The organism is Mycolicibacterium celeriflavum (genome assembly GCF_010731795.1).
Taxonomy (GTDB): domain Bacteria; phylum Actinomycetota; class Actinomycetes; order Mycobacteriales; family Mycobacteriaceae; genus Mycobacterium; species Mycobacterium celeriflavum.
Genome location: NZ_AP022591.1, coordinates 3,614,131 through 3,640,776 on the forward strand (window position 1 = coordinate 3,614,131; position 26,646 = coordinate 3,640,776).

General features: G+C 67.3%; 25 protein-coding genes, 1 tRNA gene and 1 other RNA gene. 15 read left to right on the plus strand and 12 right to left on the minus strand.

Annotation, left to right across the window (positions count from 1 at the left end):
* Positions 1-78: 78 nt before the first annotated feature.
* Complete coding sequence (locus G6N18_RS17510; RefSeq protein WP_272937589.1) at positions 79-732, plus strand: cutinase family protein; 654 nt, start codon at positions 79-81, stop codon at positions 730-732.
* Here G6N18_RS17510 and G6N18_RS17515 read toward each other — a convergent pair.
* Positions 729-2,849 carry a serine/threonine-protein kinase gene (locus G6N18_RS17515; protein ID WP_083000401.1) on the minus strand — a complete coding sequence of 707 codons (2,121 nt, stop codon included), beginning with the start codon at positions 2,847-2,849 and terminating at the stop codon, positions 729-731. The two genes, G6N18_RS17510 and G6N18_RS17515, sit on opposite strands and share 4 nt — an antisense overlap.
* Before the next feature lie 243 nt (positions 2,850-3,092).
* Between G6N18_RS17515 and G6N18_RS17520 the strand changes: the two genes are divergently transcribed.
* From G6N18_RS17520 to G6N18_RS17530, 3 genes are all read left to right on the plus strand, one after another.
* Positions 3,093-3,938, plus strand: coding sequence for a hypothetical protein (locus tag G6N18_RS17520; RefSeq protein ID WP_083000399.1), 846 nt, complete (start codon positions 3,093-3,095; stop codon positions 3,936-3,938).
* 12 nt (positions 3,939-3,950) lie between these two features.
* Positions 3,951-5,558: a hypothetical protein gene (locus G6N18_RS17525; RefSeq protein ID WP_083000397.1), complete on the plus strand. Its 1,608-nt coding sequence runs from the start codon at positions 3,951-3,953 to the stop codon at positions 5,556-5,558.
* 67 nt (positions 5,559-5,625) lie between these two features.
* Positions 5,626-6,108 (plus strand): hypothetical protein, encoded by a 483-nt coding sequence (locus G6N18_RS17530; protein WP_083000395.1) that lies wholly within the window; start codon positions 5,626-5,628, stop codon positions 6,106-6,108.
* A 9-nt stretch (positions 6,109-6,117) separates the two neighbouring features.
* Here G6N18_RS17530 and G6N18_RS17535 read toward each other — a convergent pair whose 3' ends face one another.
* Entirely contained in the window at positions 6,118-7,185 is a 1,068-nt protein-coding gene (locus G6N18_RS17535) for an NAD(P)H-dependent amine dehydrogenase family protein (protein WP_083000498.1), read from the minus strand.
* A gap of 88 nt (positions 7,186-7,273) precedes the next feature.
* Here G6N18_RS17535 and G6N18_RS17540 point away from each other — a divergent pair, with 88 nt between their 5' ends.
* Positions 7,274-7,930 (plus strand): TetR/AcrR family transcriptional regulator, encoded by a 657-nt coding sequence (locus G6N18_RS17540; protein ID WP_083000497.1) that lies wholly within the window; start codon positions 7,274-7,276, stop codon positions 7,928-7,930.
* On the opposite strand, the gene G6N18_RS17545 is transcribed toward G6N18_RS17540, so the two are convergent.
* The 3 genes from G6N18_RS17545 to G6N18_RS17555 all read right to left on the minus strand — a co-directional run bounded on the left by G6N18_RS17545 (position 7,927) and on the right by G6N18_RS17555 (position 9,912).
* The gene (locus tag G6N18_RS17545; protein ID WP_067219634.1) at positions 7,927-8,943 is read right to left on the minus strand and encodes a S1C family serine protease; all 1,017 of its coding nucleotides are present in this window, start codon (positions 8,941-8,943) and stop codon (positions 7,927-7,929) included. The genes G6N18_RS17540 and G6N18_RS17545 overlap by 4 nt on opposite strands.
* A 28-nt stretch (positions 8,944-8,971) precedes the next feature.
* Positions 8,972-9,754, minus strand: coding sequence for a lipid uptake coordinator LucA (locus tag G6N18_RS17550; RefSeq protein WP_083000394.1), 783 nt, complete (start codon positions 9,752-9,754; stop codon positions 8,972-8,974).
* A 72-nt stretch (positions 9,755-9,826) separates the two neighbouring features.
* Positions 9,827-9,912, minus strand: a tRNA-Ser gene (locus G6N18_RS17555).
* A gap of 68 nt (positions 9,913-9,980) precedes the next feature.
* Here G6N18_RS17555 and ffs point away from each other — a divergent pair.
* Positions 9,981-10,075: signal recognition particle sRNA small type (ffs, locus tag G6N18_RS17560), an RNA gene on the plus strand.
* Positions 10,076-10,097: 22 nt separating this feature from the next.
* The gene (locus tag G6N18_RS17565) at positions 10,098-11,375 is read left to right on the plus strand and encodes an aspartate aminotransferase type Ic (protein ID WP_067219446.1); all 1,278 of its coding nucleotides are present in this window, start codon (positions 10,098-10,100) and stop codon (positions 11,373-11,375) included.
* A 48-nt stretch (positions 11,376-11,423) separates the two neighbouring features.
* On the opposite strand, the gene G6N18_RS17570 is transcribed toward G6N18_RS17565, so the two are convergent.
* Positions 11,424-12,293, minus strand: a complete 870-nt coding sequence (locus G6N18_RS17570; RefSeq protein ID WP_067219448.1) for an endonuclease domain-containing protein — start codon at positions 12,291-12,293, stop codon at positions 11,424-11,426.
* Positions 12,294-12,486: 193 nt separating this feature from the next.
* On the opposite strand from G6N18_RS17570, the gene G6N18_RS17575 reads away from it, so the two are divergent.
* Positions 12,487-14,334 carry a DNA polymerase III subunits gamma/tau gene (locus G6N18_RS17575; protein ID WP_083000495.1) on the plus strand — a complete coding sequence of 616 codons (1,848 nt, stop codon included), beginning with the start codon at positions 12,487-12,489 and terminating at the stop codon, positions 14,332-14,334.
* A 3-nt stretch (positions 14,335-14,337) separates the two neighbouring features.
* On the opposite strand, the gene G6N18_RS17580 is transcribed toward G6N18_RS17575, so the two are convergent.
* Together G6N18_RS17580 and G6N18_RS17585 are read right to left on the minus strand one after the other, a co-directional pair.
* Positions 14,338-15,657, minus strand: a complete 1,320-nt coding sequence (locus G6N18_RS17580; protein WP_067219451.1) for a class I SAM-dependent methyltransferase — start codon at positions 15,655-15,657, stop codon at positions 14,338-14,340.
* Positions 15,654-17,054 carry an FAD-binding oxidoreductase gene (locus G6N18_RS17585; protein ID WP_083000392.1) on the minus strand — a complete coding sequence of 467 codons (1,401 nt, stop codon included), beginning with the start codon at positions 17,052-17,054 and terminating at the stop codon, positions 15,654-15,656. Before G6N18_RS17585 ends, G6N18_RS17580 begins: the two co-directional genes overlap by 4 nt.
* A gap of 70 nt (positions 17,055-17,124) precedes the next feature.
* On the opposite strand from G6N18_RS17585, the gene G6N18_RS17590 reads away from it, so the two are divergent.
* Entirely contained in the window at positions 17,125-17,562 is a 438-nt protein-coding gene (locus G6N18_RS17590) for an SRPBCC family protein (protein ID WP_067219458.1), read from the plus strand.
* Between the two features lie 57 nt (positions 17,563-17,619).
* Here the strand turns inward: G6N18_RS17590 and G6N18_RS17595 are convergent, their stop codons facing one another.
* Entirely contained in the window at positions 17,620-18,402 is a 783-nt protein-coding gene (locus G6N18_RS17595) for an Rv3717 family N-acetylmuramoyl-L-alanine amidase (RefSeq protein ID WP_067219641.1), read from the minus strand.
* 111 nt (positions 18,403-18,513) lie between these two features.
* Between G6N18_RS17595 and G6N18_RS17600 the strand changes: the two genes are divergently transcribed.
* From G6N18_RS17600 to G6N18_RS17615, 4 genes are all read left to right on the plus strand, one after another.
* Positions 18,514-18,846, plus strand: coding sequence for a YbaB/EbfC family nucleoid-associated protein (locus tag G6N18_RS17600; protein WP_067219460.1), 333 nt, complete (start codon positions 18,514-18,516; stop codon positions 18,844-18,846).
* Positions 18,847-19,458, plus strand: coding sequence for a recombination mediator RecR (gene recR / locus G6N18_RS17605; RefSeq protein ID WP_059101787.1), 612 nt, complete (start codon positions 18,847-18,849; stop codon positions 19,456-19,458). It begins immediately after the preceding gene.
* A gap of 10 nt (positions 19,459-19,468) precedes the next feature.
* Entirely contained in the window at positions 19,469-19,867 is a 399-nt protein-coding gene (locus G6N18_RS17610) for a hypothetical protein (protein ID WP_083000494.1), read from the plus strand.
* A 157-nt stretch (positions 19,868-20,024) separates the two neighbouring features.
* Positions 20,025-20,912: a DUF559 domain-containing protein gene (locus tag G6N18_RS17615; RefSeq protein WP_067219645.1), complete on the plus strand. Its 888-nt coding sequence runs from the start codon at positions 20,025-20,027 to the stop codon at positions 20,910-20,912.
* A gap of 154 nt (positions 20,913-21,066) precedes the next feature.
* On the opposite strand, the gene G6N18_RS17620 is transcribed toward G6N18_RS17615, so the two are convergent.
* Both G6N18_RS17620 and G6N18_RS17625 read right to left on the minus strand, forming a co-directional pair.
* Positions 21,067-21,786, minus strand: coding sequence for a type 1 glutamine amidotransferase (locus G6N18_RS17620; RefSeq protein WP_083000390.1), 720 nt, complete (start codon positions 21,784-21,786; stop codon positions 21,067-21,069).
* Positions 21,779-23,005 (minus strand): Mur ligase family protein, encoded by a 1,227-nt coding sequence (locus tag G6N18_RS17625; RefSeq protein WP_083000388.1) that lies wholly within the window; start codon positions 23,003-23,005, stop codon positions 21,779-21,781. Before G6N18_RS17625 ends, G6N18_RS17620 begins: the two co-directional genes overlap by 8 nt.
* 83 nt (positions 23,006-23,088) lie before the next feature.
* On the opposite strand from G6N18_RS17625, the gene G6N18_RS17630 reads away from it, so the two are divergent.
* Positions 23,089-24,078 carry a DEDDh family exonuclease gene (locus tag G6N18_RS17630; RefSeq protein ID WP_083000386.1) on the plus strand — a complete coding sequence of 330 codons (990 nt, stop codon included), beginning with the start codon at positions 23,089-23,091 and terminating at the stop codon, positions 24,076-24,078.
* 12 nt (positions 24,079-24,090) lie between these two features.
* Here G6N18_RS17630 and leuA read toward each other — a convergent pair whose 3' ends face one another.
* Positions 24,091-25,932 carry a 2-isopropylmalate synthase gene (gene leuA / locus G6N18_RS17635; RefSeq protein WP_083000384.1) on the minus strand — a complete coding sequence of 614 codons (1,842 nt, stop codon included), beginning with the start codon at positions 25,930-25,932 and terminating at the stop codon, positions 24,091-24,093.
* 258 nt (positions 25,933-26,190) lie between these two features.
* Between leuA and G6N18_RS17640 the strand changes: the two genes are divergently transcribed.
* On the plus strand, positions 26,191-26,643 hold the full coding sequence (locus G6N18_RS17640; RefSeq protein ID WP_308215043.1) for a hypothetical protein: 453 nt from the start codon (positions 26,191-26,193) through the stop codon (positions 26,641-26,643).
* Positions 26,644-26,646: the final 3 nt, after the last annotated feature.

Sequence of the window (26,646 nt, forward strand, 5' to 3'; positions counted from 1 at the left end):
CGACGAATCGCCACCAGATGTTCACGAATTCGGATCGCCGTAGGGGTCTGCGCAGCCGGCCTGACGGCGGTCGCTGTATTGAGCGCACCGGTCGGCATCCCTTCGGCGCGGGCTCAATCGTGTCCCGACATCGAGGTGGTGTTCGCGCGCGGGACGGGCGACCCGGTGGGTGTTGGCGCCGTGGGACAGGCGTTCATCGACTCGCTGCGTTCGAAGGTGGGCGACAGAACGGTCGGCCAGTACGCGGTCAACTACGCCGCCACCATGAACTTTCTGCGAGCCGCCGAGGGCGCTGCCGACGCGAACGGTCACGTCGGATACATGACCGCGAACTGCCCGGCCACCCGGTTGGTCCTCGGCGGCTTCTCGCAGGGCGCTGCCGTCATCGACTTGATGCTGGGCGTGAGTCCCGGCCTCGGTGCCATCCCTGGCGTCGGGGCGATCCCCGGCCTCGATGCGGTGCCCGGTCTCGACCTCGGCGCCGTCGCGGCGCCGCTGCCCCCGCACGCTGCCGACCACGTGGCGGCGGTCGCGGTGTTCGGCAACCCGTTCGCCAAGATCCTCGGCCCGCTGAACGCGCTCAGTCCGGTCTACGGCGGCAGGACCATCGACTTGTGCAATGCCAACGACCCGATCTGCGGCGAGGGCGATATGGACAACCGGGCGGCCCACCATCAGTACGTGCCTGGAATGACCGATCAGGCCGCCTCTTTCGTCGCCGGCCTGCTTTAGTCTCCGGTGCGCTGGACGCGCGACTCGAAATCACTGTTGAAGGGGCAACCGCCGGTGACGGTGTAATGACCGCGTCCGGTGAGGAGCGTGATCGGGTCCTGCGGCGGCTGTGGCAACGGGTAGTTCAGGCTGATCTCGCGGTGAGCGGGCGCACCGTTCTTGCACTGGGAGTCCGTCGAGGTGTTGGTCAGTTGCCACGCGTTCTCTTCGAACACCAGGACTTTGACGTCGTTGGGGTTCAGCCAGTAACTCAGGCACTTCTGGCCGGTGCGCAGACAGTACGTCTGGATGTCGAAACTCACTTCGGCGCTGCGGTTTCCGTCGACGTACGTATCGACTTCCTGATAGCGGCCGTGTAAGGACTGCGCCGGGGACGCGACGCGCGCCGGTTGGCTCGCCGGGTCGGTGACGGACGCGCCCCCCTCCGGGGCACCGGTGCGGGTAAAAGTCACCGGCTGGTTACTCGCGCAACTGCCGTTGGTCGATCGGATGACGTATTCGCCCTCCAGGCTTCCGTCGGCCTGAGACTGCAGCGAGAACGCCTCCCAGAGTTCCGCCGGCTCGGCGCCCTGGCACGTGCCCTGTTTCGCATTCACCGCCTCCCAACGACCGTCGATCTCGTCGAGCACCAGAGTCGACGTCGTGGTGAGAGAACCGTTGACCTTCGTCGCCGACGCGACACACCCGCCGGCAGGGCACGCCGATCGGATCACCCATTTCTCGTTGCCGCCCTGCGCGTTCTGATACGGCTCGCCGTTGGGCTTTGTCGGCGAACCGAATTCGACGGCGAATGTCCCGTCGAGAGGCGCATCGGGTGGTTGTGCGACGCGTCGGTCACCACCGTCGTCGCTGATCACGGTGAGGATGGTGGCCGCGGCGGCGATGATCAGAACTACGCTGATCGGAACGACGATCGCGGTCCGTCGCCACCACGGCAGCGACCCATCATCGTCGGGCGACTGGTCCGAAGAGTCGCCGGGAGGCGGCGTTTCGGCGGGTCCGACCGAATCGGCGCGCCGCGCCTGGGTCGGGGCGTGGGCCTGTTCGTCATGGGCAGCAGGCGCGGAATGGGTCGGCGCCCACGCCTTCTTCACATGCTCGGGTGGGCCGGCCTGCGTGGTAGCTGCGGGTGGACCGGCCTGCGTGGGGGATGCGGGTGGGTCGACCTGCTCCGCCGGGCGAGCCCGGGTCGGCGCCCAGGCTTGTCCCGCCTGAGCGGTACTGGCAACTGCGGTGGACGCGGACGGGGCCGGTCCTGCGGCTGTCGGCGCTGAATGTGGTTGTGCGGGTTGGGTAGTGACACCAGGATCGGTGATGGCCTTGCTTGCCGCTTGGGCCAGTTCAACGGTCGTTCCGTAGCGCTCGTCGGGGTCCTTCGCCATGCCGGCCGCGATCACGGCATCCAGCTCCGGCGTCACCTCCGGCCGCGAGATCGACGGCCGCGGCGGCGGAGTCGTCAGGTGACCCGCGATCTGCTGTTCGACGCTGTCTCCGGGGAACGGGCGGCTGGACGTGAGGCACTCATACAGCACGCACGTCAACGCATAGACGTCCGCGCGCGTGTCGGTTTTGCCGGTGGTGAACCGCTCGGGCGCCATGTACGGCCACGTACCGACCACGTTGCCGGTGGCGGTGAGCTTGGTATCGCCTGTCGCGCGTGCAATCCCGAAATCGATCAGATACGAGAAATCGTCTTCTGCGACGAGGATGTTGGAGGGTTTGACGTCGCGATGCACGAGCCCGATGCGGTGCGCAGCATGCAGCGCCGACGCAATCTGGGCAATGATCTTCACCGCCCGTTCGGGCTCCAATGGGCCGCCGGCAAGCAGATGCTCGAGATCCTGACCCTCGATCAACCGCATGTCGACATACAGTCGACCTTCGATCTCGCCGAAGTTGTGAATCGGCACCACGTGGGGATTGGTCAGCCCGGCGGCAGCGAAAGCCTCGTGCCGAAACCGCTGTTCGAAGACCGGGTCGGCGGCAAGATGCGCCGGCAGCACCTTCACCGCGACCACACGCTGGGTGGCCGTGTCGAACGCCTTCCAGACCTCGCCCATGCCGCCGCGGCCCAACAACTCGACCAATCGGTATCGGCCGAACGGCGCTCCGTCCACTACGCCTCCCGCAGACTGCTGCGTACCAGCAGATTCACAGTCATCACCATAAGCCGGTCCGGGCCCGCTCGTTCGCTCTTGGAATGGCTGCTCTACCTGAGCGCCCAGCGCCGAGGTGCCGTGGAAACGCCAGGTTTGCGTCAAAATTTGCTGTTTTGCAGATTTCGGAATGTTCGCAACTTCTGGCTGAAACAATTCCATGATCTGACCGCTCGGGGGTCAGCAGGTCAAAGGGGACAGTCGATGAACTCGTCACACCCACCCAAGCCGCGCTCGTCAATCGTTACCGTGTTGGCCGCTGGTTTTGCCCTCATCTGCGCGTGGGTAGCGCCATCGGCGCAGGCATTCCAGATCCAGAACCATGACCGCATCACCCGCGATGCACTGGCACCGCTGGGAGTCGACAACGTCACGATGGGCCAGATACTCGTCGGCCCACCGCCGGGCGCCGGCGTGGTAGGCAGCGACGCGTTCTTCGCCGACGAGTTCCGCCACATCGACAACGCAAATGACCCAGCAGCAATCTGCGCGCGCACCCAGGAAGCGTGGAACTTCTTCACCCCGCTCATCGTCAGCGGCGCGCAGCCCACCGGACCCGGCGGCAGCGACCTCGTCGACGGACCCCAGGCCCGCGCCGCGTTCGGCGGACTGGCCCACGCTCTGCAGGACTTCTACTCCCACTCGAACTGGGTTGAGGACAACATCGCTGTCGGCCAAGTCGATCGCATGCCGCCACCGCTGATGCCCACATGCGATCCGGCGAGCCTGCCGGCCGGGCTGCACACCGGGTTCTACGCCGTCGACAGCGACCGCCACGACCCGCTGGGCGGCTGCCCGCCCGGTGGTCCGCCGCCCGGCTTCGTCGAGTGCCATTCGACACTGAACAAGGATGCTTGGGACACACCCCGCGGCATGATGCTGGTGCCCGGCACCAATCCACCGATCAACCATTTCGACCTGGCCGCACAGCTGGCGACGAAGGCCACCGCCGACCTGTACTGGCAGATCCGCAACCTCGTCGTCAGCGACGCCGGAGAGTGCGCCGCCGCCAATCTGTTCCAGGCCGAGCGGCGTCAAGCCTGCTGGTGAGAAGAGGTTGACGTGCCTGTCGCAGTCGGCATTTCGCGCATCCGCCACCTAGCGGCCGCGCTGGCTTCGGTGGCGGCTGTCTCGTTGGTCGCGGCCGGCACCGGTGTACACCCGGCGCTCGCCCAGCCGGACACGACCGCACCGACCGAGACCGCATACGCCCCCGCAGAAGAGGCGCCTGCCGAAGTCCCGACCTATGAGGCCCCGCCGGCGATCGAGGCCCCACCGACGATCGAAGCACCGCCGGCGGTTGAGGCCCCGCCCGTGGCGCCGGAGGTGCCGCAGGAACCTGCGACTCAGGCCCCGGTCGTCACCGAAGAGACGCAGGCACCGGAGATAGCGACGACGACGGCCGCGCCGCAGGTTTCGGCCGAGCCCGAGCCCGAGCCGGTGACGACGACCGAGGCCGCGCCCATACCTACCCCCACGACGCAGGCGAGGACAGGAGTCACAACGGCAGCCACGACACCGTCGGCGTCGGCCACCACCTCGCCGTCGCCGTCCCCGGGATCGACGTCGGCTACTTCGACGGTCACAAGTGAACCTGCCGGCCTGGAACCCGGGACGACGACGGGCACCGCGCAGCCGGGCGAGACGTCGCCCGCTGGGGAATCGCAGACAAGTCCCGAGGAAACCACTTCCGTTGGCGGAACGACGGATTCATCAGGGGCAACGCAGTCGCCAAGTGCGGAACTGGCGGCGGGCGTGACGGAAACCCCTGAGCCGCAGAGGTTGGAAGCGTCCCCGCAAGACATCAAGATCGCCGAGCAGGCTCCCCCCGTCCAGAAAATTCCGCCGCCCGCGCCGCCGGCGGAGATCGACCGCCTCAGAAATCTGGTCGTCCCCCAGGCAGATCCCGGCGCCAACGCCCCGGCGAGCGTAGCCGCTGAGGCCGGCGGCCAGAACGAGGCTTTGCGGGTGTTGCAATGGCAGCCGGACTGGGTGCAGTACGACCCCTACTTCAGGCCGCTGATCTTCAACCCCTATCCAGAACCCCTGCAACTGGTCTACGAGGTAGGCGGGGTGCCTCGGATCCTGCTCATTCCGCCGTTGGGCCGCATCGTCACCGAAGTGCGCGATCTCGGGTCGTACAACTTCACTGCGCTGCGACTCAATCCTTTCGGGATTCCGATCGACGTCGCGGTAGGCAACTTCTTCGGCGGTGGCTACTTCCCCGGACCGGGGTTGCCACCTCCACCGCCGCCTCCACCCGTGCGGACGCTTACCGATGTCCCGGTCCAGGTGAAGTACACGGACGCGACATACCGGCCAATCGTGGTCCGGAAAATAGTGGACGTCGGCCCGGACCCATCGGTCGGCGGTGCTCACAAAGTCCTACTCGACGGCGTCACTCCGGCATGGGGGGAATGGAAGCAAAACGACAGCGGGGTACCGCAATTCGAGGTTCACCAGACCCAGAGCTTCCCGGGGATGGAAGGACCCGCGGAGGGACCGCTGCCCGGCGATTACGACTTGCAGCTGGTAAGTGACTCCTCGCCGACCGGCCTCAGCGCCAAGGACATCACGCTGATCGTCGCGGCCGCGCTGGTGGCGGCGCTGGGTCTCGGCGGTATCTTCCTGACACTGTTCCTGGGCAGGCGTCGCCGCATCAGGCACTGACAGGACGACCGTCGGTAATGCGGCGGAAACGCCGCGCGTTCGGTCGCCCACCGGGTTTCCTTGACGCATGCGTGTGTCGATGGCCGTCCGCAAATGGTCCGCGGGCCTGGCGCTGCTCGCCCTCCTCGCCGGTGGCGTCGGCATGGCGGCCGTGATGATCCTCGGCAGCGTCAACGCACCCGAGCAGGCGCAGCGAGCGACAACGCCGCGCACCACGTTAGCCCCACGGCCGCCGAAGGTTCCGACACCGATGGAGTTCGCGGTCAGCGTGATCGTCACCGACCGGCAGTGCCCACCGGACGCGTCCACCTGCACCTACAGGTACACGATCGAGCCGAAATACATTGGACTGCATCCGCTTCCGGAGACTCCGTTCACCGTCTTCTATGAAGTCGTCGGGGGTGCGGCGCCGCAGAAGGGCGAATTCACGGTGCACAACGATGAGGCCAAGATCCTCAAAGACGTTGCCCTGGAGGGACCGCCGAACGCCCAACTGAAGGCGACCGTGATGGGCGTGAACGGTGCTCCGGTCTCTCCGCCGCGGCCATAGGCCGCGCCGTCAGCTCGTCGGCCCGACTCCGCGCGCCTGGGGCAGTGGCAAGTCGTTGTAGGTGGCGATACCGGGCGCCGCCGCCACGACCGCCGGTATCGCATGGATCGGTGGCATTGCGGTCATGATGTGGCCGAGCACGAAGAAGTCCTCGATCGACTTCGCGTTCTCGATCATGTCCGGCGGCGGCAGGAATCCGACCTGCATGTTGACCGTCGGCCGGCCGTCGATCGTGATCTTCCAACCGTCACCGTCGAGCTGCCAGTCCGGATCAAGGGTCTGACCCTTCTTCCACCGGACGTTGATGTCGACGACGGTCTTCCCATTCACCACGCCCTGCCAGCTGGCGTAGACACCCGCGACATGTCCGGCCGGGATGGTCCACGACGCCATCACGAGATCCTCTGTGGTCTGGGCATATTCGGAGACGCACTGGATCTCGTCGAGCTCGACGCCGATCGAGTCGGCGACCAGTCGCACCGCCTCGGCGAACACCGCGGTGCCGTTGGCGGCCATCGGGGCCAGGTTCGGGTCGTCGATCGCGGTGCCGAAGCCGGTGGGCCGCTCCGTATCGGGGGAGTCGTAGAGCGTGGTGTCGGCGGATTCGGAGATGGTGACCTTGTCGACCCGATCGCAGGCCGTCGAGGCGACGATGGCGAGCAACTCGGCGAAGCCCGGGCTGACACCGGAACCGAACAGCGTCGAACCGCCCCGCCGGCACGCCTCTTCGAGTTTGTCCCGGCCGGCGCCGAGGTTGTGGCCGGTGATGAAGGAGGCCGACGCCACGACGTTGACGCCGGTTTCGAGGATGCGGACCAATTCGTCGACGTCGATCCACATCGGGTTGTAGACGACCACGTCGGGCTTCAGCGCGAGCAGCGCGTCGACGTCGTTGGTGGCCTGCACGCCGAGGGATGCGATGCCGGCGAGCTCACCGGCGTCCCGGCCCACCTTGTCCTTCGACCACGCGTAGAGGCCGACGAGTTCGTAGTTCGGGTTTTTCGTGATCGCCTCGACCGAACTCTTGCCGACATTGCCGGTGGTCCACTGAACGACGCGATAAGGGGTGTTTGGCACGCGCACAGCATAGGGAAACGCGACGCGTCGCGAAGGCGTTTTTACCGACCGGTGAAAAATACATTCCACACGCTCTAGTGTGACCGTGATGAGCGGCCGCACCAGAGGTCGTCCACCGCGGATCAGCCGAGACCAGATCGTCGCGGCGGCGCGCGGCGTGGCGGACCGAGACCTGACGATGCAGGCGGTGGCCGATGCGCTCGGTGTCAGCCGCAAGGCGCTGCACTATTACGTCGGTGACCGGGAGGGGCTTTTGACCCTGGTGGTCGCTGACCTCTTCGAACGCGAACTGACCAGCGTCGAGTTGCCGGTCGACGACGATTGGCGGGTGGTGCTGCGCGCGTACAGCGTCGCGTTCCGCGACGGCCTGGTCCGGGTGGGGGTCGCGACCGACTTCACCCGGTTGCGCGGCATCGGCGCCGCGGCCGCGTTGGCGCTCGCCGACCGGGTCCTGGACGCGCTGCTCGCGGCCGGCTTCCCGCCCGACGCCGCCCGGTACGCCCTGACCGCGGCGTCCAACATCGCGCAGTCCGCGGCGCACAGTAGCGCCGCGCAGACAGCATCGGGGGTGCACCGGCACCGCGCGGAGACGTCAGCGGCACTCGAACAGGAACCACGGGACATCTATCCGGCGCTGCGCACGGTGCTGGCGTCGGCCGAATCACAGCACCACGACGCCGAGCACCAGTTCGACTTCGAACTGGGCCTGTTGATCGCCGGTCTCGACCGACTCCTGGACGCTTAGAGCGGCGTCAGGGTGGCCTTGCCGGTCCGTTCCTGCCCACTGCGGTCGATCCACGTCAGATCGATCACGTCGCCGGGGTAGTGGCGATCCAACACGTAGGTCAGCGTGGTCGCCGAATCGAGGGGAGTGCCGTCGAGCACGGTCAGCACGTCACCGGCGAGCAGTCCGGCCCGGTCGGCGGGCCCGCCGCGCAGCACTTCGGCGATCTGCACGCCCGGGCCGCGTTGCGCCGAGCGCACCCCGACACCGAGCAACACCGGCGGCCCGATGTGCACGTCGGCGGAGGGGGCGCGGGACCGGATCTGGTTCGCGACGGGTAGGGCGTCGTTGATCGGGATCGCGAAGCCCTCTCCGCCCGGACCGAACTGGTAGTTCACCGATGCCGCGGTGGTGATTCCGACAACCTGCCCGGCGCTGTTGACCACGGGTCCACCGGAATCACCCGCGACCACCGGCGCAGCGAACTCGAACAGCCCGGAAAGTTCGTCCTTGCTGCCGGTCAACGTGTCTTCGGCGTTGACGGTGCGGCCGAACGCGGTGATCTGTCCGACCTCGCGGGTCAGCGGCCCGTTCGATCCGTTGGCGTTGCCGAGCGCCACGACCGGTTCACCGGGCACCAGCTGCGCGGAATCTCCGATCGGTGCGACAGGCAGCCCGTTGGCGCCGATCAACTGCAACACCGCGATGTCGCGCCTGCGGTTGTAGCCGACCAGCTCGGCGGGGTAGGACCGGCCCCCGACGCTCGCGGTGATCCGGTCGGCACCCGACACGACGTGGAAGTTGGTCAGCACCTGGCCGGCCGGATCGAGCACGAAACCTGCCCCGTTACCGAAGGCGCCCTGGTAGTCGATCTCGGTGTCGATGCGCACGACGGCAGGCTCGACCTGAGCCGCCGCGGCGATCGGGTCGGCGGGGGCGGCGGTGGCCGGGAAAACCGGTGTCACCATGGCCAACGCCGCGGCCAATGCGATCAGTAGCGCGGCGAACGGACGGCGGACGGGGATTTTGCCCATGAACCCATATTGCCCGATGCGCATGCGGCTAATCGTCTACGACGACGCCGCCACGTAGCCGCCTGCGGCGACGGCGGGTCTGCTCAGGTCGGCGATTGCGCAGCTTGCCGTCGGTTTGCTCGGCTTCTTCGGTGGCGGTTGAGGCGGGTTCCCCGGCGCCGGAGTCAGGCTCGTCGGCGGCGGTTTTCTCCTCGTCATCCGCTTCGACGGTGGTCTCCTCGGACGCTTCGGAAGCGTCGCTAGCGTCTTCCGCCCCTTGGGGCTCTTCCGCCTCTTCGGCCTCTTCCGCGCCTTCGACCTCTTCGGCCTCGTCCGCTTCCTCAGCGCCCTTGCCCCGGCCGCGCCGCTTCTTCGGCGCCTTGACCTTGAGCGGTTTCGGCGGCGGTGGTGGCATCTCGGCGACCGAGGCCAGGTAGAACGCGAAGACGCCGAGCAGCGCGATCGCCGCGGCGGCCCCGTAGATGCCGAACAACCACCGGCCCGCGTCGTCGAGTGACAGCCAGATCTCGCTGATCGCCGCGCCGAGGATCAGCACCCCCGCCAACACGTGAAACACGATGGACCAGGTCCGCAGCCTCAGCGCCAGCAGCGGTGTGCCGAACTCCGGCCTGCGGGTCCGCAGCAGCGTGAACACCACCGGCAACGCGGCCAGCCCGATCAGCGCGCCGACCACAATGCGCATCGCGGTACCCAGTGTGTGGGGGATGTCGCCCGACAACTCGTACCAGCGGGGCAGGACGAAGAAGAAGTACAGAACACCGGCCACGACACTGAAAGACGCGTGCCAGATCACCGCGACGGTGCGGCTCATACTCCTCCTAGACGTTTGGTTGGCCGGGGTGCGACCGGGCGAGGGCCTGCAGATCGCACCCCGTGCCGAGTGCGGAGGATGCGGGATTTGAACCCGCGAGGGCTATTAACCCAACCCGCGTTCCAGGCGAGCGCCATAGGCCACTAGGCGAATCCTCCGCGGGCCATGGTAGCCGACCCCGCGGATGAGCCCGTCCGGATGCGGATGCCTCTGGTATTAGACTCGCCGTGGACCCCGCGCGGCGTCCATCCTGTGAACTCCCCCAGGGCCGGAAGGCAGCAAGGGTCAATGGGCTCTGGCGGGTGCGCGGGGTCCCCTTCTTCCATGGTTCGAAAGGTTTCTGGTGTCTTTTCTGTCGCTCGGCCGAGATGACCTCTCCGCACAGCACGAGCAGCAGAAGCGCAACTATGCCGAGCTGCAGGGCAAGGGCCTCAAGCTGGACCTGACCCGGGGCAAGCCGGCGCCCGCGCAGTTGGATCTGTCCAACGGGCTGCTGGACCTGCCCGGCAAGGACGACTTCCGCGACGGTGACGGCACCGACACCCGTAACTACGGCGGTGTGCACGGGTTGCCGGAATTGCGCGCGATCTTCGGCGAGCTGCTGGGCATTCCGGTGCAGAACCTCATCGCGGGTAACAACGCCAGCCTGGAGCTGATGCACGACGTGGTGGTGTTCTCGATGCTGCACGGCACCGCCGACTCGCCCCGGCCCTGGAGCCAGGAGCCGAAGCTGAAGTTCCTGTGCCCCGCTCCCGGTTACGACCGGCACTTCGCGATCACCGAGAGCCTCGGCATCGAGATGATCACCGTGCCGATGCGTGAGGACGGCCCCGATGTCGACCTGATCGAGGAACTCGTCGCCGCCGACCCGGCCATCAAGGGCATCTGGTGCGTCCCGGTGTACTCCAACCCGACCGGCGTCACGTACTCCTGGGAGGTCGTGCGGCGGCTCGTCCAGATGCGAACGGCGGCAACGGATTTCCGCATCATCTGGGATAACGCGTATGCGGTGCACACGCTGACGCACGACTTCGTCCGGCAGATCGACGTGCTCGGGTTGGCAGAAGCCGCGGGCAACGCAAACCGGCCGCTGGTGTTCGCGTCGACTTCGAAGATCACGTTCGCCGGTGCCGGGGTGAGCTTCCTGGGCGGGTCGCTGGGCAACATCGCCTGGTATCTGCAGCATGCGGGCAAGAAGTCGATCGGCCCCGACAAGGTGAACCAATTGCGGCACCTGCGCTTCTTCGGCGACGCCGACGGGGTGCGCCTGCAGATGCAACGCCATCAGGAACTGCTGGCGCCGAAGTTCGCGGCGGTGCTGGAGATCCTCTCCGACCGCCTCGGCGAGTCCAAGATCGCGTCGTGGACCGAACCCAAGGGCGGCTACTTCATCAGCCTCGACGTGCTGCCCGGAACGGCGCGGCGCACCGTGGCGCTGGCGAAGGACGCCGGCATCGCGGTGACCGAGGCCGGGGCGACGTTCCCGTACCGAAAAGACCCGGAGGACCGCAACATCCGGATCGCACCGACGTTCCCCGCCGAACCGGAGCTGCGGGCTGCGATCGACGGCCTGGCCACCTGTGCACTGCTGTCGGCCACCGAGTCGCTGCTGAAGGGCTAGCCCGTTTGTGAATCTGACGACGAAATCCGCTGAAAAACGCCGTCAGATTCACAACCGAAACCCACGCGAGTGCAGCGCGCTCTCGACTCTGGCCACATAGGTCGCGCGTCGATACCGCAGCAGGTCTCTGCTGACCCGGATGATCAGCCAGCCAAGTCCCGTCAAGACGAACTGCTTGTCGATATCGCGCTGCCGCACTCCGGGATCGGTCCAGTGTTGCGGCCCGTCGTATTCGATAGCGACCTTGAAATCCTCATATGCCATGTCCACGCGGGCGACGAACTGCCCGTACTCGTCGAACACCTGGACCTGGGTCTGCGGCGCCGGCAGGCCCGCATCGATCAACGCCAGTCGGGCGACCGTCTCCTGTGGTGATTCCGCGCCGCCGTCGACCAGCGGTAGCACACACCGCAGCCGCGGAATGTCGCGGGCGCCCGCGTGTGCGGCGATGACCGCCTCCACGTCGACGTGTTTGAGGCCGGTGGCGTTGGCCAGAGCGTCGAGACGTTGCACTGCGACGGTCCGAGACTCGAGGTGGCGACCGAGGTCGAATGCCGTGCGGGCCGGCGTCGTCACACGCATCTCGCCGAGCGTCGTGACTTCGTTCGGCAGCACCCGTTCAGTCCTGACGACGAGTTTCGGTGGCGGCCTGCGATTGTCGTGGATCAGCTCCGCGGCCTCCGACGGATCTATCCACTTGGTCTTCAGCATCGCCGCCGCCGACAGGCCCGCGACGACTCCGCGCCGCTTCGACCACAGCCATGCCGCCAGCGCCCGATGCTGCGCCGACACGGTCGCATCGCGTGGGACGTAGACCCCCGGATACATCGGTGCATACAAGCGGCGCATCGCACGTTCGGAGATGATGCCTGTCGACAACGCTTCGGTTCCGACGAACGGCCACGGCAGCTCGGTCATGCGCCTACGGTGCACGCGTGGGCCGACGGATCAGCGCTGCGCTCGGCGACTTATCCCCAGGGACGCGCCGCCCGCCCGAACCCATTTGTGAATCTGACGACGCGAATCGCCCCTCAACCGTCCTCAGGTGCACAATCCAGCGACGCAGTGGTGGCCCGTCAGCCCGTCGGACCGCGCCGGTAGCCTGCTGAGCGTGGCGCTCTACCGCAAGTACCGGCCTGCGACGTTCGCCGAAGTCGTCGGACAGGAACATGTCACCGAGCCCCTGTCGACGGCGCTTTCCTCCGGCCGGATCAACCACGCGTACCTGTTCTCGGGTCCGCGCGGGTGCGGCAAGACCTCGTCGGCGCGCATCCTGGCCCGCTCGCTGAACTGTGCGCAGGGTCCGACGGCCACCCCGTGCGGGGTGTGCGACTCCTGTGTGGCGCTAGCGCCGAACGGGCCCGGCAGCGTCGACGTGGTCGAACTCGACGCCGCCAGCCACGGCGGCGTGGACGACACCCGCGAGCTGCGTGACCGCGCGTTCTACGCACCCGCGCAGTCGCGGTACCGGATCTTCATCGTCGATGAAGCGCACATGGTCACCACGGCGGGCTTCAACGCGCTGCTGAAGATCGTCGAGGAGCCGCCGGAACATCTGATCTTCGTGTTCGCGACCACCGAACCGGAGAAGGTGCTGCCGACCATCCGCTCGCGCACGCACCACTACCCGTTCCGGCTGCTGGCCCCGCGCACCATGCGGTCGCTGCTCGAGGGCATCTGCACGCAAGAGGGCGTGACCGTCGACGACGCGGTGTATCCGTTGGTGATCCGCGCCGGTGGCGGTTCGCCGCGCGACACGCTGTCGGTGCTCGACCAGTTGCTGGCGGGAGCAGAGGGAGACCACGTCACCTATGCGCGGGCTCTGGCGCTGCTCGGCGCGACGGACGTCGCGCTGATCGACGACGCCATCGACGCGCTCGCCGCCAACGACGCCGCCGCCCTCTTCGGGGTTGTCGAGGCGGTGATCGACGCCGGCCACGACCCGCGCCGGTTCGCGACCGACCTGCTGGAGCGGTTCCGCGACCTGATCGTGCTGCAGTCGGTGCCCGACGCGGGAGCGCGTGGAGTTGTCGACGGGCCGGAGGATGTGCTCGAGCGGATGCGCGAGCAGGCGACCCGCATCGGCACCGCGACGCTGACCCGCTACGCCGAGGTGGTGCACGCCGGGCTCGGCGAGATGCGGGGTGCCACCGCGCCTCGACTGCTGCTGGAAGTGGTGTGTGCGCGGCTGCTGCTGCCGTCGGCCAGCGACACCGAATCGGCGCTGCTGCAACGGGTCGAGCGCATCGAGACCCGGCTCGACATGTCGATTCCGGCCGGAGAGGGCACAGCGGCGCAGGGCAGCGGGCCGCCGAGGCAGTACGCCCGCAAGAGCAGGGTCGCCGAACCGCACGCACCCGAACAGACGCGCGCCGAACCGGCGCCCGAAGAGAAGGCGCCCGCCGAACCTGCGCCCGAAGAGAAGGCGCCCGAGCCGGCGCCCGAAGAGAAGGCGCCGTCCCCTCCACCGGTGCGGCCGCCGTCGGACCCGGTGGTGGAGGCCCCCGCGGCGGCCGGCGAGCCGAATGCTGCTGCCGTGCGCAGCATGTGGTCGACGGTGCGCGACAAGGTTCGGGAGCGCAGCCGCACCACCGAGGTGATGTTGTCGGGCGCGATCGTCCGCTCGATCGAGGGCGACACGCTGGTGCTCAGCCACGACTCGGCGCCGCTGGCCAAGCGGTTGGCCGAGCAGCGCAACGCCGACGTCATCCGCGAAGCGTTGAAGGACGCGCTCGGGGTGAACTGGAAGATCCGCTGCGAGACAGGTTCTGCGGATCCTGCGCCCGCTCAACCGAAGCGGGCCGCCGACGTGCCTGCACCACCGCAGCGCGACGAGGACGAAGAAGACATGCTGGCCGAAGCCGGCAGCGACACCTCGGACACCCCGCGCCGCGACCCCGAGGAAGCCGCGCTCGAGCTACTGCAGAACGAACTGGGCGCCCGCCGCATCGACGGCTGACTCCTAGGGCGTCCACCACGGCCGCAGCGGCAGCCCGCAATCACGTCCGTCGCTGTCCAGCTTGACCGCCAGCACCTGGTGTAGCTGAACCACATTCGTCTCGAACCCGAGGCGCGACCCGGCCATGTACAGGCCCCACACCTTGGCGGTCGCCAGGCCGACCTCGGCGACGGCCTCGTCCCAGTGCTCCACCAGGTTGCGACACCAGTCGCGCAACGTCAGCGCGTAGTGGTTGCGCAGGTTCTCCTCGTGCACGACCTCCAGGCCGACGTCCTGCGCCTCGCTGATGATTCGCCCCGAGCCGGTCAGCTCACCGTCGGGAAAGACGTATCGGTCGATGAATCCACCCGCCGTCGCTCCGGTCCGGTTGTCCGGACGCGTGATGCAGTGGTTGAGCAGCAACGCGCCGGCGCGCATCCTCGACTGCAGGAAAGCGAAGTAGGCGGGATAGTTGTGCACCCCGATGTGCTCGGTCAGCCCGATCGACGAGACCGCGTCGAAGCCGTCCTCGCGCACGTCGCGGTAGTCACCGTGGCGAACCTCGGCCAGATCGCCGAGGCCGTCCGCGGCGATCGCGTTCTGCGCCCAGGCTGCCTGCTCTTTCGACAGCGTCACGCCGATCGCCTTGACCCCGTGGCGCGCGGCGTAACGCACCATGCCGCCCCAACCGCAGCCCACGTCGAGCAGGCGATCGCCCGGCTTGAGCCGCAGCTTCTCGAAGACCAGCCGGTACTTGTTCTCCTGCGCTTCCTCCAGGGTGGCCCCGTGGTGCGGATAGCACGCGCACGTGTAGGTCATCGACGGGCCGAGCACCCACTCGTAGAACGTGTTGGACACGTCGTAGTGGTGGTGGATCGCCTCGGCATCACGGGTTTTGCTGTGCCGCAGGCCTTCTGCGATTCGACGCCAGCGCGGCAGCGCCTCCTGTGGCGGCGGAGCGATCGGCTTGAGGTGTTCGATGCCGATGGAACGCACGATGTTGGCGAGCACCCGCGCAGGCGGTCGTCTGAAATCCATCTTGTCGGCGAGCGCCTTGAGCAGCTCGTAGGGATCGCCGGGGTGCACCCCGTGCGGTTCCAGGTCGCCCGACACGTAGGCCCGCGCCAATCCGAGGTCGCCCGGCGCGGTCGCCAGGTATGTGGTGCCGCGGGGAGTCAGCAGTTCGAGGCCGAGCGGCGAATCCTCGGGTCCGGCCGAACTCCCGTCGTAGGCGGTGAATCTCAGCGGCAGGTTCCCCGCGGCGAGGATCTCCAGGATCTCCGCCAGCGTGAGCTTCCTGGCCGGCGCGTGAGAATGTGCGGCGTTGTCCTTGAAGGTCGTCATCGTCTTTGCACCGCCTTCGCATACAGATCGAGGAGCCGGGAATCTGGATCGTAGGCCTTTTTGACGATCTTGTAGGTTTCCCCGCCGTAGAGATCGTCGAATTCCTCGCGGCCGTAGTACGAATCCGAGTACAGCGATTTGTGTCCGTCGAGTTCGCTGATCTTGCGTTCGATCAGTTTGTTGGTGTGGCCCTCGTCAGGGCCGACCGGTACCGATGACCAGAAGCCCACGTTGACGTAGGTGTGTTGCGGCCGTAGTGGATAAAGCGGCCAGCCGCCACCTGTTCGCGGATCATCGCGAAGACGCAACGGGCACAACCAGATCGGCTCGATCGGAACATTGTCGAGGAACCAGTGCAGGAACTCGGCGACCCGCTCGATCGGCACCTCGACGTCCTGTACGACGCGTTCGCGCGGTGGTCGCCCGTTGCGCTTCTCGATGCGATCGGCGATGTCGAACCGCTGATCGTAGGCGATGAGCTTCCAGTAAAAGCTGCTGCGCCGGTAGCGCCGTGGCCACCACCGGCGGATCCGCGGGTTCTGCGCGCCGAACGCCCGCGAGCACCAGAACCAATCGGTGTCCCACCGCCAGAGGTAGTCGTGAATTGTCAGCCGGTCGTACTTTTCCGCGCCGTTGTCGCCCGAGTGCTGGATCGAGCGGTAGTAGATCTGCTGGCCGGTGTAATCGCTGACGGGCCCCGGCGTCGCGGTCTGGAAGCCCAGCGTCAGGTACGCCTCGTCGGCCGAGAACACCACGCCGTCGAGATAGTCGACTTGGGCGCCGTCGTAACCGCCGGTCTCGACGATGCGGTCCATGGCGGCGACGAGATCCTCGATGGTGTTGAACCGCAGGTGGCGCACGGCGACGAACGGCTGGACGGTCTCCAGCTCAATCTTCAATCGGACCGAATAGCCCAGCGTGCCATACGAATTCGGGAAAGCCCTATACAAGTCCACGTGTTGGTCCGGCGACGCGGTGAGCACCTCGCCGGTGCCGGTCAGGATGTCCATCTCCAGCACCGACTCGTGCGGTAGGCCGTTGCGGAAGGACGCCGACTCGATGCCGAGCCCGGTGACCGCGCCGCCCAGCGTGATGGTCTTCAGTTGCGGTACCACCAACGGGGACAAGCCGTATGGCAGCGTCGCGGCGACCAGGGCTTCGTAGGTGCACATGCCCGCCACGTCGGCGGTGCGGGCATCTGGGTCGACGGCGATGACCCCGGTCAGACCCGAGACGTCCAACCCCTTGACGGTGGTCTTGGCACGCGCTCGGAACAGGTTCGACGTGGGCTTGGCGAGGCGCACGGTCGCATCGGGCGGGATCGCACGGTAGCTGGACAGTAGCCGCTGCACGCCCGCGGCATGTGAAGCACGTGCGTCGGTTCGGGCAACAGACACGCATATACGCTAGTCCGCGGTGGCACCTGATGCGACCCAACCAACCCTTCAACCAAGGAGCTCGTAGGAGATGGCACAGGTCAGCGCGTCCAGCACAGTCTTGATCGACGCGGCGCCGGAGGCGGTGCTGTCGGCCGTCGCGGATTACGCGACCGTGCGTCCGAGAATTCTGTCGCCGCACTACAGCGAGTACAAGGTCCTCGAGGGCGGCCAGGGCGCCGGGACCGTCGCGAGTTGGAAGTTACAGGCGACCAAGTCGCGGGTGCGCGACGTGAAGGCCAACGTCGACGTGGCGGGCCACACGGTGATCGAGAAGGACGCCAATTCGTCGATGATCACCAACTGGACAGTCGCGCCTGCAGGGCCCGGCTCGTCGGTGACGGTCAAGACGTCCTGGCAGGGCGCGGGCGGCATCGGAGGCTTCTTCGAGAAGACTTTCGCGCCGCTCGGACTGCGCAAGATCCAGGCCGAGGTGCTGGCGAACCTCAAGAAAGAGGTCGAGGGATAACCCTCGTTATCGGGTTGATCCCATGCAGCTGGTGAGGGCAATCAACCCCTTAGAGGGCTAAGCAGCCGCCGTAGAACCCAGGAACCCCGCGATGCCGCGCACCACCGCGTCGGCGTACTTCTGCCGGCCTTGCGCCGTCTTCATCAGTGCCGAGTCGACCGGGTTCTTCATGTTGCCCAACTCGACGAGTATCGACGGGTACTGGGCGAGGTTCAGCCCGGCGATGTCAGAGCGCGGGTTGAGGCCGTCGGAGCCGATGTAGGTCGACGGCACGAAGCCCGACGCCTGCAACTGGTCACGCATGATCGCCGCGAACCGGGGAGACGGCCCCGCCTGCGCGTCGTTGAGCGGCGGGGACGAGTACAGGACGTGAAATCCGCGCCCGGTCGGCGGGCCGCCGTCGGCGTGGATACTCACGATCGCGTTCGGCTTCAGCGAATTGGCCATCGCGGCGCGTTCGTCGACGCAGGGACCCAGAGCGGTGTCGTTGCCCCGCGACATCGCGGTGCGCACGCCCAGCGCGTGCAGCGCCTGACGGATCCGCAGCGTGGTGTCCCAGGCGAAGGTGTGCTCGGCGTAACCGTCGTCGGTGGAGGTGCCGCTGGCCTGGCAGTCCTTGGTGCCGCCGCGGCCGGTGGACACCTGCCGGCTGATCGACGCGTCGTTGGCGCCGTTGTGGCCCGGGTCGAGGAAGACGATCTTGCCCGCGATGCTGGCGGGCGCGGCGGCGACTTCGCCGGCTGGGCTGACGAGCGTCGACGCGACAACGAGGAATCCGGTGGCCACTGCGGCGCAACCGCGCATTGCTCGAGTGGCGCCGACACGCAGGCGGGCAGGCACGGCCGTCACCGTAACCGCAACCACGACTACGCTGAAAGGCCAAACCGCCGCGAGCGGGCAGGCGAGACCAAGTCGAAACCCGTCCGCAATCAACACGCAAGGGGACCAGTCATGCAACCCGGAGGCCAACCGGATATGTCGGCACTGCTCGCGCAGGCGCAGCAGGTGCAGCAGCAATTGATGGAGGCGCAGGAGGCGCTGGCCAACTCCGAGGTGCACGGGCAGGCCGGCGGCGGTCTGGTGCAGGTCACGATGAAGGGCAGCGGCGAGGTGGTGGCCGTGTCGATCGATCCGAAGGTCGTCGACCCCGATGACGTCGAGACGCTGCAGGACCTCATCGTCGGCGCGATCGCCGACGCCTCCAAGCAGGTCACCATCCTCGCCCACGACCGGCTCGGGCCGCTGGCGAGCGGGATGGGCAATCTCGGTCTGCCGGGAATGTAATTGTTCGAGGGACCTGTCCAGGATCTGATCGACGAGCTCGGCAAGTTGCCCGGTATCGGGCCGAAGAGCGCGCAGCGGATCGCCTTCCACCTGCTGTCGGTGGAGCCACCAGACATCGACCGGCTGACGGCCGTGCTCAACAAGGTGCGCGACGGGGTGAAGTTCTGCGCGGTGTGCGGGAACGTCTCCGACGACGATCGCTGCCGCATCTGCAGCGACCCGCGGCGCGACGCGTCGCTGGTGTGCGTCGTCGAAGAGCCCAAGGATGTGCAGGCCGTCGAGCGCACCCGTGAGTTCCGCGGTCGCTACCACGTGCTGGGCGGTGCGTTGGATCCGCTGTCGGGGGTCGGGCCGGAACAGCTGCGAATCCGCGAGTTGCTCAACAGGATCGGGGAACGGGTGGACGGCGTGGATGTCACCGAGGTGATCATCGCGACCGACCCCAACACCGAGGGCGAGGCCACGGCGACTTACCTGGTGCGCATGCTGCGCGACATTCCGGGGTTGACCGTGACACGGATCGCGTCCGGTCTGCCGATGGGCGGGGATCTGGAATTCGCCGACGAGCTGACGTTGGGCAGGGCGCTGGCTGGCCGCCGGGCCATGGCATAGGTTGGCCGTCATGCCGGACGAGGAGTTCAAGGTCGAGGTCGAGCTGGGCAGCGATGAGCACCGGCTCTCATTCTGGGAGAAGCTGCGAACCCTGGATCTGGACGACGGCGCGCGCCGGCGGCTCGGGTCGCGGGTGACGGTGACGCGCGACGGCGACCGCATCCAGCTGTATACGCACACGTTGGCCGACGCGCAGGAGGCCGAGCGCACGCTCCGCGGGTTGGTGGCCGACGATCACGTGAGGGCGCAGTACATGGTGAGCCGGTGGGACCCGTCGAGCCAGGAGTGGGTGGACCCGGTCAGCGGGCAGGAGGTGTCCGACGATGCGCGCGAGACACCCGCGCCGGACCCGAGCTACGTGATCCTCGAGGCCTACAAGCCGCAGTTCCTGCGCGATCTCGGCTTGTAGCCACCGCCCTTGTAGCCCGAGCCGACCGGCGCCGTCGGGCCCGCCACGCCTAGCCTCAGGAGTCACAGCTATCGACGCTTGGCAGACGTGTTCTCGCACTTTCCCTGCCAAATGTCGATCGGTGTGACTTGTCGGTGGTCCCGTGCACGATGCCGTCATGACTGAAATCTTCATCGGCAGTGAGGCTGTCGCGGCGGGACGGGTGACCCGTCATGAGCTGAAGCGGTGGTACCGCCCCGTCTTTCGCGGTGTGTACGTGCCCAAAGATGTTGAGTTCTCATTGCGCGATCGGGCGATCGCGGCATGGTTGGCGTCACGCCGCAAAGGCGTCATCGCGGGAGTCGCGGCATCCGCCCTACACGGCGCCCCGTGGGTGGATCCATCGCAGCCGATCGAACTCGTCGGCGTGCGGATTCGTCCACAACCGGGTCTGATTCCGAGAGCGGATGACGTCGGCGTAGACGAGATCACCAGGATCGGCGGACTGCCGGTGACGTCTCGAGTCCGAACGGCCTTCGACATGGGTCGCCGGCTTCACCGGACCGAGGCGTTGGGTCGTCTTGACGCGCTGATGTGGAATCAGCGCTACGACATCGACGCGGTTGCGCAACTAGGTCAAAGACATCGACACGCTCCCGGATTGAACCGGTTGTACGAGTTGCTTCCACTCGTCGACGGCGGAGCCGCCTCGATACCGGAGTCCCGAATCCGACTGTGGTTACACGACGCCGGCCTGCCGAGGCCGGAGACACAGATCCCGGTAATCGTCGGCCATCAACCGCAAGCGTGGCTGGACATGGGTTGGCGGGAGTACCAGGTCGCCGTCGAGTACGACGGGGACCACCACCGCAAGAACCGGCGCCAGTACGTCAAGGACATCGCGAGGCTGCGAATGCTGGAAGCGCTCGGGTGGATCGTCATTCGGGTGATTGCGGAGGACAAGCCCGAGGACGTCATTGCACGGGTCGAGGCCGCGCTGATCGGTCGGGGCTGCAACCTCGACCTCGACGACATGCAAAGGTTCAAGCGCAGTTTGGCCGCCTAGCTGGAACGCAGTCACACTGATCAACTTTCTGCGGGCAAAGTGCGAGAACGCGTCGGCAAAACGTCGATAGTTGTGACTCGCGGAGGGCAAGTTGCACAAGTGACAGCTCGGCCGCGCTACACAGGGCGCGCAACGCAATTCAAAGATGCAACAACTAAGACGCCCGCCGCGGTGCGGCCAGGCGTTCGCGGCGAAGTCGGTCGACCTCGGGCAGCTCGAGCGGCGCCAGCTCGCCCACGACCCGGCTCAGCAGATGGTCGGCCAGCTCCGGATTGCGGGCCAGACACGGGCCGTGCAGATAGGTCGCGACGACGCTGCCCTGCACCGCGCCGTCATAGCCGTCACCCGCCCGGTTGCCCGCACCTTTTTCGACGCGGGCCAACGGCTGCGCATCACCACCGAGAACCGTTCCGCCGCGGTGGTTCTCGAAACCCGTGAGCCGCTGCGACAAGCCGGCCACCAACGGCTGCGACACCACCTCGCCGATCGTGCGCTCGTCCTGCGGCGAGGTGGTGACGTCGAGCAGACCGACGCCATCGACGCGTTCGCCCGACGACGTCTCATACCAGTGCCCGAGCACCTGGATGGCCGCACAGATCGCCAGCACCGGTGCACCGCGGCCGGCGGCCTGCTGCAGGCCCGGATACCGCAGCAGGTGCCTGGTGGCCAGCCGCTGTGCGTAGTCCTCGGCACCGCCGAGGGTGTACAGATCGAGCTCGGCGGGCACCGGGTCGTTCAAGGTGATCTCCACGACCTCGGCGTCGATGCCCCGCAGCCGCAGGCGTTGTCGTAGTACGACGGCGTTGCCGCCGTCACCGTAGGTGCCCATCACGTCGGGCAGCACCAGCCCGATGCGGACCGTCGACTCAGCCACCGGGCAGCCGCCTGTTCAGTTGCAGAAACGCCGTGTAGTTCGCGATCACCTCGACGTGTCCCGGCGGGCATGACTCAATCGCCTCGAGCGTGTCGTGCACCAGCGTGTGTCCGACCCCGACGTAACCCAGGCGCACCGCGAGGTCGGTGCCGCGTTCACCAGCGGCCACGACTTGCGTATCGTCGAAGTGTTCGAACCGCACATCCCACAGCCACGACAGATCCTCCCCGTCGGGCACCTGGCCGTTGACCGAGATCACCACGCCCGCACCATGTTTGTCGACCATCGACAATGCCTCATGCCAGCCCGCGGGGTTCTTGGCCAGCAGCACGCGCACGGTGTGCTCGCCGAGTCGCACGGTGCGGTACCGGCCCGCGACCTCGTCGACGGCGGACACCGCCGCAACCGCTGCGGCCGCATCCACGCCCATCGCCACCGCGGCCGCGACCGCCTGGGTGGCGTTGCCACGGTTCACCGCGCCGGGCAACGCCAGCGTCATCGGCAATGAAAGCCCGTCCGGCCCATGGATATTCGTCTCATCGAACCACCATTGCGGACTCGGACGCTTGAAATCCGTTCCGGTGGAATACCAATGCGAACCGTCGCGCACGATGATCTCACCCGATCGCGGACAGCTGACCGAGTCGTTGGCCCAGCTGCCGCCCGCGGCCACCCACACGACATTCGGGCTGTCGTAGGCGGCCGACGTCATCAGCACGTCGTCGCAGTTGGCCACGACCACCGCCGACGGATGACGGGCCAGCCCGCCGCGCAGCGTGCGCTCGATGTGGTTGATCTCGCCGACGCGGTCCAGTTGGTCACGCGACAGGTTCAGCAGCACGACGACTTCCGGGTCGGTGGCGTCGGCTACGTGGGGCACATGCATCTCGTCGACCTCGAGCGCGGCCAGGCCCGCGTCACGCGCACCGGCGAGCGCCGCGACCAGTCCGGCGTCCATGTTGGCGCCCGTGTCGTTGGTGGCCACCGCGCCGATCGTGCCCAGCGCCGCAGCGACCATCCGTGTGGTCGTCGACTTGCCGTTGGTTCCGGTCACCACCACGGTGCGGCGGCCCTGGCCCAACTGGCACAGCAACGATTTGTCGAGGGCCAGCGCAACCAGCCCGCCGATCATCGCGCCCGCACCTCGGCCGGTGACCCGCGACGCCCAGCGCGCGGCTGAGCCCGTCGCGAGTGCGACCCGTCCGCGAGTGGTGATCATCCCGGGATTCTAAGGAGCCGACACGCTGGCTAGCGATTCGGCGAGGTCCCGGCTTTGTCAGTGCACCGTGCCATCCTGACGAAGTGACCCGAACCTGGGGCAGGCCGGCGAGCGAGGACGGTGCCGGCTGGGCGGTCGTCGACGTGGAGACCTCGGGCTTTCGGCCGGGGCAGGCACGCATCGTCAGCGTCGCCGCGCTCGCTCTCGGCGACGACGGCAACGTCGAACACAGCCTCTACAGCCTGCTCAACCCGGGCGTCGACCCCGGGCCGACCCATGTGCACGGGCTGACGGCCGCGATGCTGGAGGGCCAGCCGACATTCGCCGACGTCATCGACCACCTCGTCGAGCTGCTCGCCGGGCGCACCCTCGTCGCGCACAACGTCGGTTTCGACTACTCGTTTTTGGTCGCCGAGGCGGAGCTGGTCAACCGGGAGCTGCCCACCGACTCCGTGATGTGCACGGTCGAGCTGGCCCGCCGGCTCGACCTCGATGTCGAGAACCTGCGGCTCGAGACGCTGGCCGCGCACTGGGGCATCAGTCAGATGCGGCCCCACGACGCGCTCGACGACGCGCTGGTCCTCGCTCAGATCCTCAAACCGGCGCTGGTGCGGGCGCGTGAACGCAAGGTGTGGCTGCCGGTGCATCCGGTCACGCGACGACGCTGGCCGAACGGCTTCGTCACGCACGACGAGCTGCGCCCACTCAAGGCGGTGGCGTCGCGGCTGCCGTGCACCTATCTGAACCCGGGCCGCTTCGTCGCGGGGCGGCCGCTGGTGCAGGGCATGCGCGTCGCGCTGTCGGCGGAGGTCAAGCGCACCCACGAGGAACTCATCGAGCGGATCCTGCACGCCGGACTTGCATACACCGACGCCGTCGACTCCGAAACCTCTCTAGTGGTCTGCAACGACCCCCGCCCGGCGCAGGGCAAGGGCTACCACGGCACCGAACTCGGTGTCCCGCTGGTCAACGACGCCGACTTCATGCGCTGTCTCGACGCTGTCGTCGGCGGCACCGGCATAGAGGAGTTCACCGACACCTCGCTGGCCGGCGACCAGTTCGCACTCTTCTGACTCAGCGGGCGGTCAGCGGGCGGCGCGGTTGACCGCCGACACCACGGCGCGCAGGGATGCCGTGGTGATCGACGGCGCGATACCGACGCCCCACACGGTCTTCCCGTCGATCGACGCCTCGACGTAAGCCGCGGCCTGGGCCTCCTCGCCGGCCGACAGCGCGTGCTCGGAGTAGTCCAGCACCGAGATCTGGTAGCCCAACGCGCCTAATGCATCGCAGAACGCCGCCAGCGGACCGTTGCCCGCACCGACGATTTCGCACTCGACCCCGTCGACCTTCACCACCGCCTCGATGGTGTCGGTGCCGCCGTCGACCTCGGACGCGGTCACCTTCTGACGGATCCGCTCGAGCGGCCGGACCGGGGCCAGGTACTCCTCGGCGAACACGTCCCACATCTCCTTCGGCGAGACTTCGCCACCCTCACCGTCGGTGATCTGCTGGATCGCCTGGCTGAACTCGATCTGCAGCCGCCGCGGCAGCGCCAGGCCGTGGTCGGCCTTCATGATGTAGGCCACGCCGCCCTTGCCGGACTGCGAGTTGACCCGGATCACGGCCTCGTAGGTGCGGCCCACGTCCTTCGGGTCGATCGGCAGATACGGAACCTGCCACAGGAGGTCATCGACATCCTTGTCGGCAGCATCAGCGTCGAATTTCATCGCGTCCAGGCCTTTGTTGATCGCATCCTGGTGGCTGCCGGAGAACGCGGTGTAGACCAGATCGCCGCCGTACGGATGACGTTCGTGCACCGGCAACTGGTTGCAGTACTCGACGGTGCGACGGATCTCGTCGATGTTGGAGAAGTCGATCTGCGGGTCGACGCCGCGGCTGAACAGGTTCAGGCCCAGCGTCACCAGGCAGACGTTGCCGGTGCGCTCACCGTTGCCGAACAGGCAGCCTTCGATCCGGTCCGCACCCGCTTGATATCCCAATTCGGCTGCGGCGACAGCGGTTCCGCGGTCGTTGTGCGGGTGCAGGCTCAAGACGATGCTGTCGCGGGGAGTCAGGTGGCGGTGCATCCACTCGATCGAGTCGGCGTACACGTTGGGGGTGGCCATCTCGACGGTGGCGGGCAAATTGACGATCAGCGGCACATCTGGTGTGGGCGCGACGATTTCGGCGACGGCGTTGCAGACGTCGACGGCGTACTCCAACTCGGTGCCGGTGTAGGACTCGGGGGAGTACTCGAACCGCCACTTGGTGTCCGGGTACTGCTCGGCTTGCTCGACGCACAGCCGAGCGGCGTCGGTGGCGATCTTCTTGACCGCGTCGCGGTCGGCGCGAAATACTACGCGGCGCTGCAGGATCGACGTCGAGTTGTAAAAGTGCACGATCGCGCGGGGCGCGCCCTGGCACGCCTCGAAAGTCCGCTCGATCAGTTCCGGCCGGCACTGCGTCAGCACCTGGATCGTGACGTCGTCGGGGATCACGCCCTCGGAGATGATCTCGCGGACGAAGTCGAAGTCGGTCTGGCTGGCCGACGGGAAGCCGACCTCGATCTCCTTGTAGCCCATGCGCACCAGCAGGTCGAACATGCGGCGTTTGCGGGCCGGGCTCATCGGGTCGATCAACGCCTGGTTGCCGTCGCGCAGGTCGACCGCACACCACATCGGCGCGGTGTCGATCACCTTGTCCGGCCAGGTCCGGTCAAAAGGAACAGGCACTGGGCCCAACGCCGGGCTCCCACCCGGCACCTCCTCGGCGAAGCTGCGGTAGCGGCTGACCGGCATCGCCGACCCGCGTTGGGTGTTCCACGCCCGCTGGCCGGGGTGAGGCGAACCGGACGGCTTGGTGATCTGGCGAACCGACGAATACGCGTCGGGTGAATCGGGTGAGGGTTTCGAGAATGTGGTCACGGTGGTCGCTCCGGGAGTTTCAAAGGGGACTCGACCGGCGCATCGCGAACACCCGCGACGGGAAGCCGGTCTGGATCAGACCCCGTCGCGGCTGCCGAGAAGGAGCACCCGCTGCACGCAGGCCACTGTACTCCGGCCTCAACGCGTCACAAAATGGACGCCTCCAGGCCGCGAGCGCGCAGCTTGGGTACGGTTTCTTGCCCTTGACTCGTACGTGGGTGAGCGCTCGGCGTCCCAGCGCTGGCTAGAGTGCGAGCGGTGATAAAGCTTGATCGGCGATGGTGGATGGCGATCGGTGTCGTCGTGGTCGCGATTGTGGCGCTGGTCTACTCCCAGCTGCAACAACCGCCGCAGGAATGCCGCCCGGTGCTCGACCTGCTCGAGTTCAACAAGTCGCAGAACGAGTTGATCAGCTCGAAGAGCGAGGATGCGCAGGGACCGCCGACCGCGGCCGAGCAGATCGCCTATCAGCAGTGGGCCGACGGGCTGGCCGAACGCGCCCGCAACGTCGACGCGCCGGAGCTTCGGTTCACCGCGATGGACCTCGCCGATCTCGCCGGGACGTTCGTTCAGAAGATGCCCGAAGCGCGCTCGGCGGTGGAGTCCCGCGCGCCGGGCGCCCCTGCCCCGCAGATCTACTACGAGATGTCGGCGATCGACAGCCAGATTCAGCGCAAGCTCGCGGAGCTGACCGAGGCGTGCTCGAACTGAGCC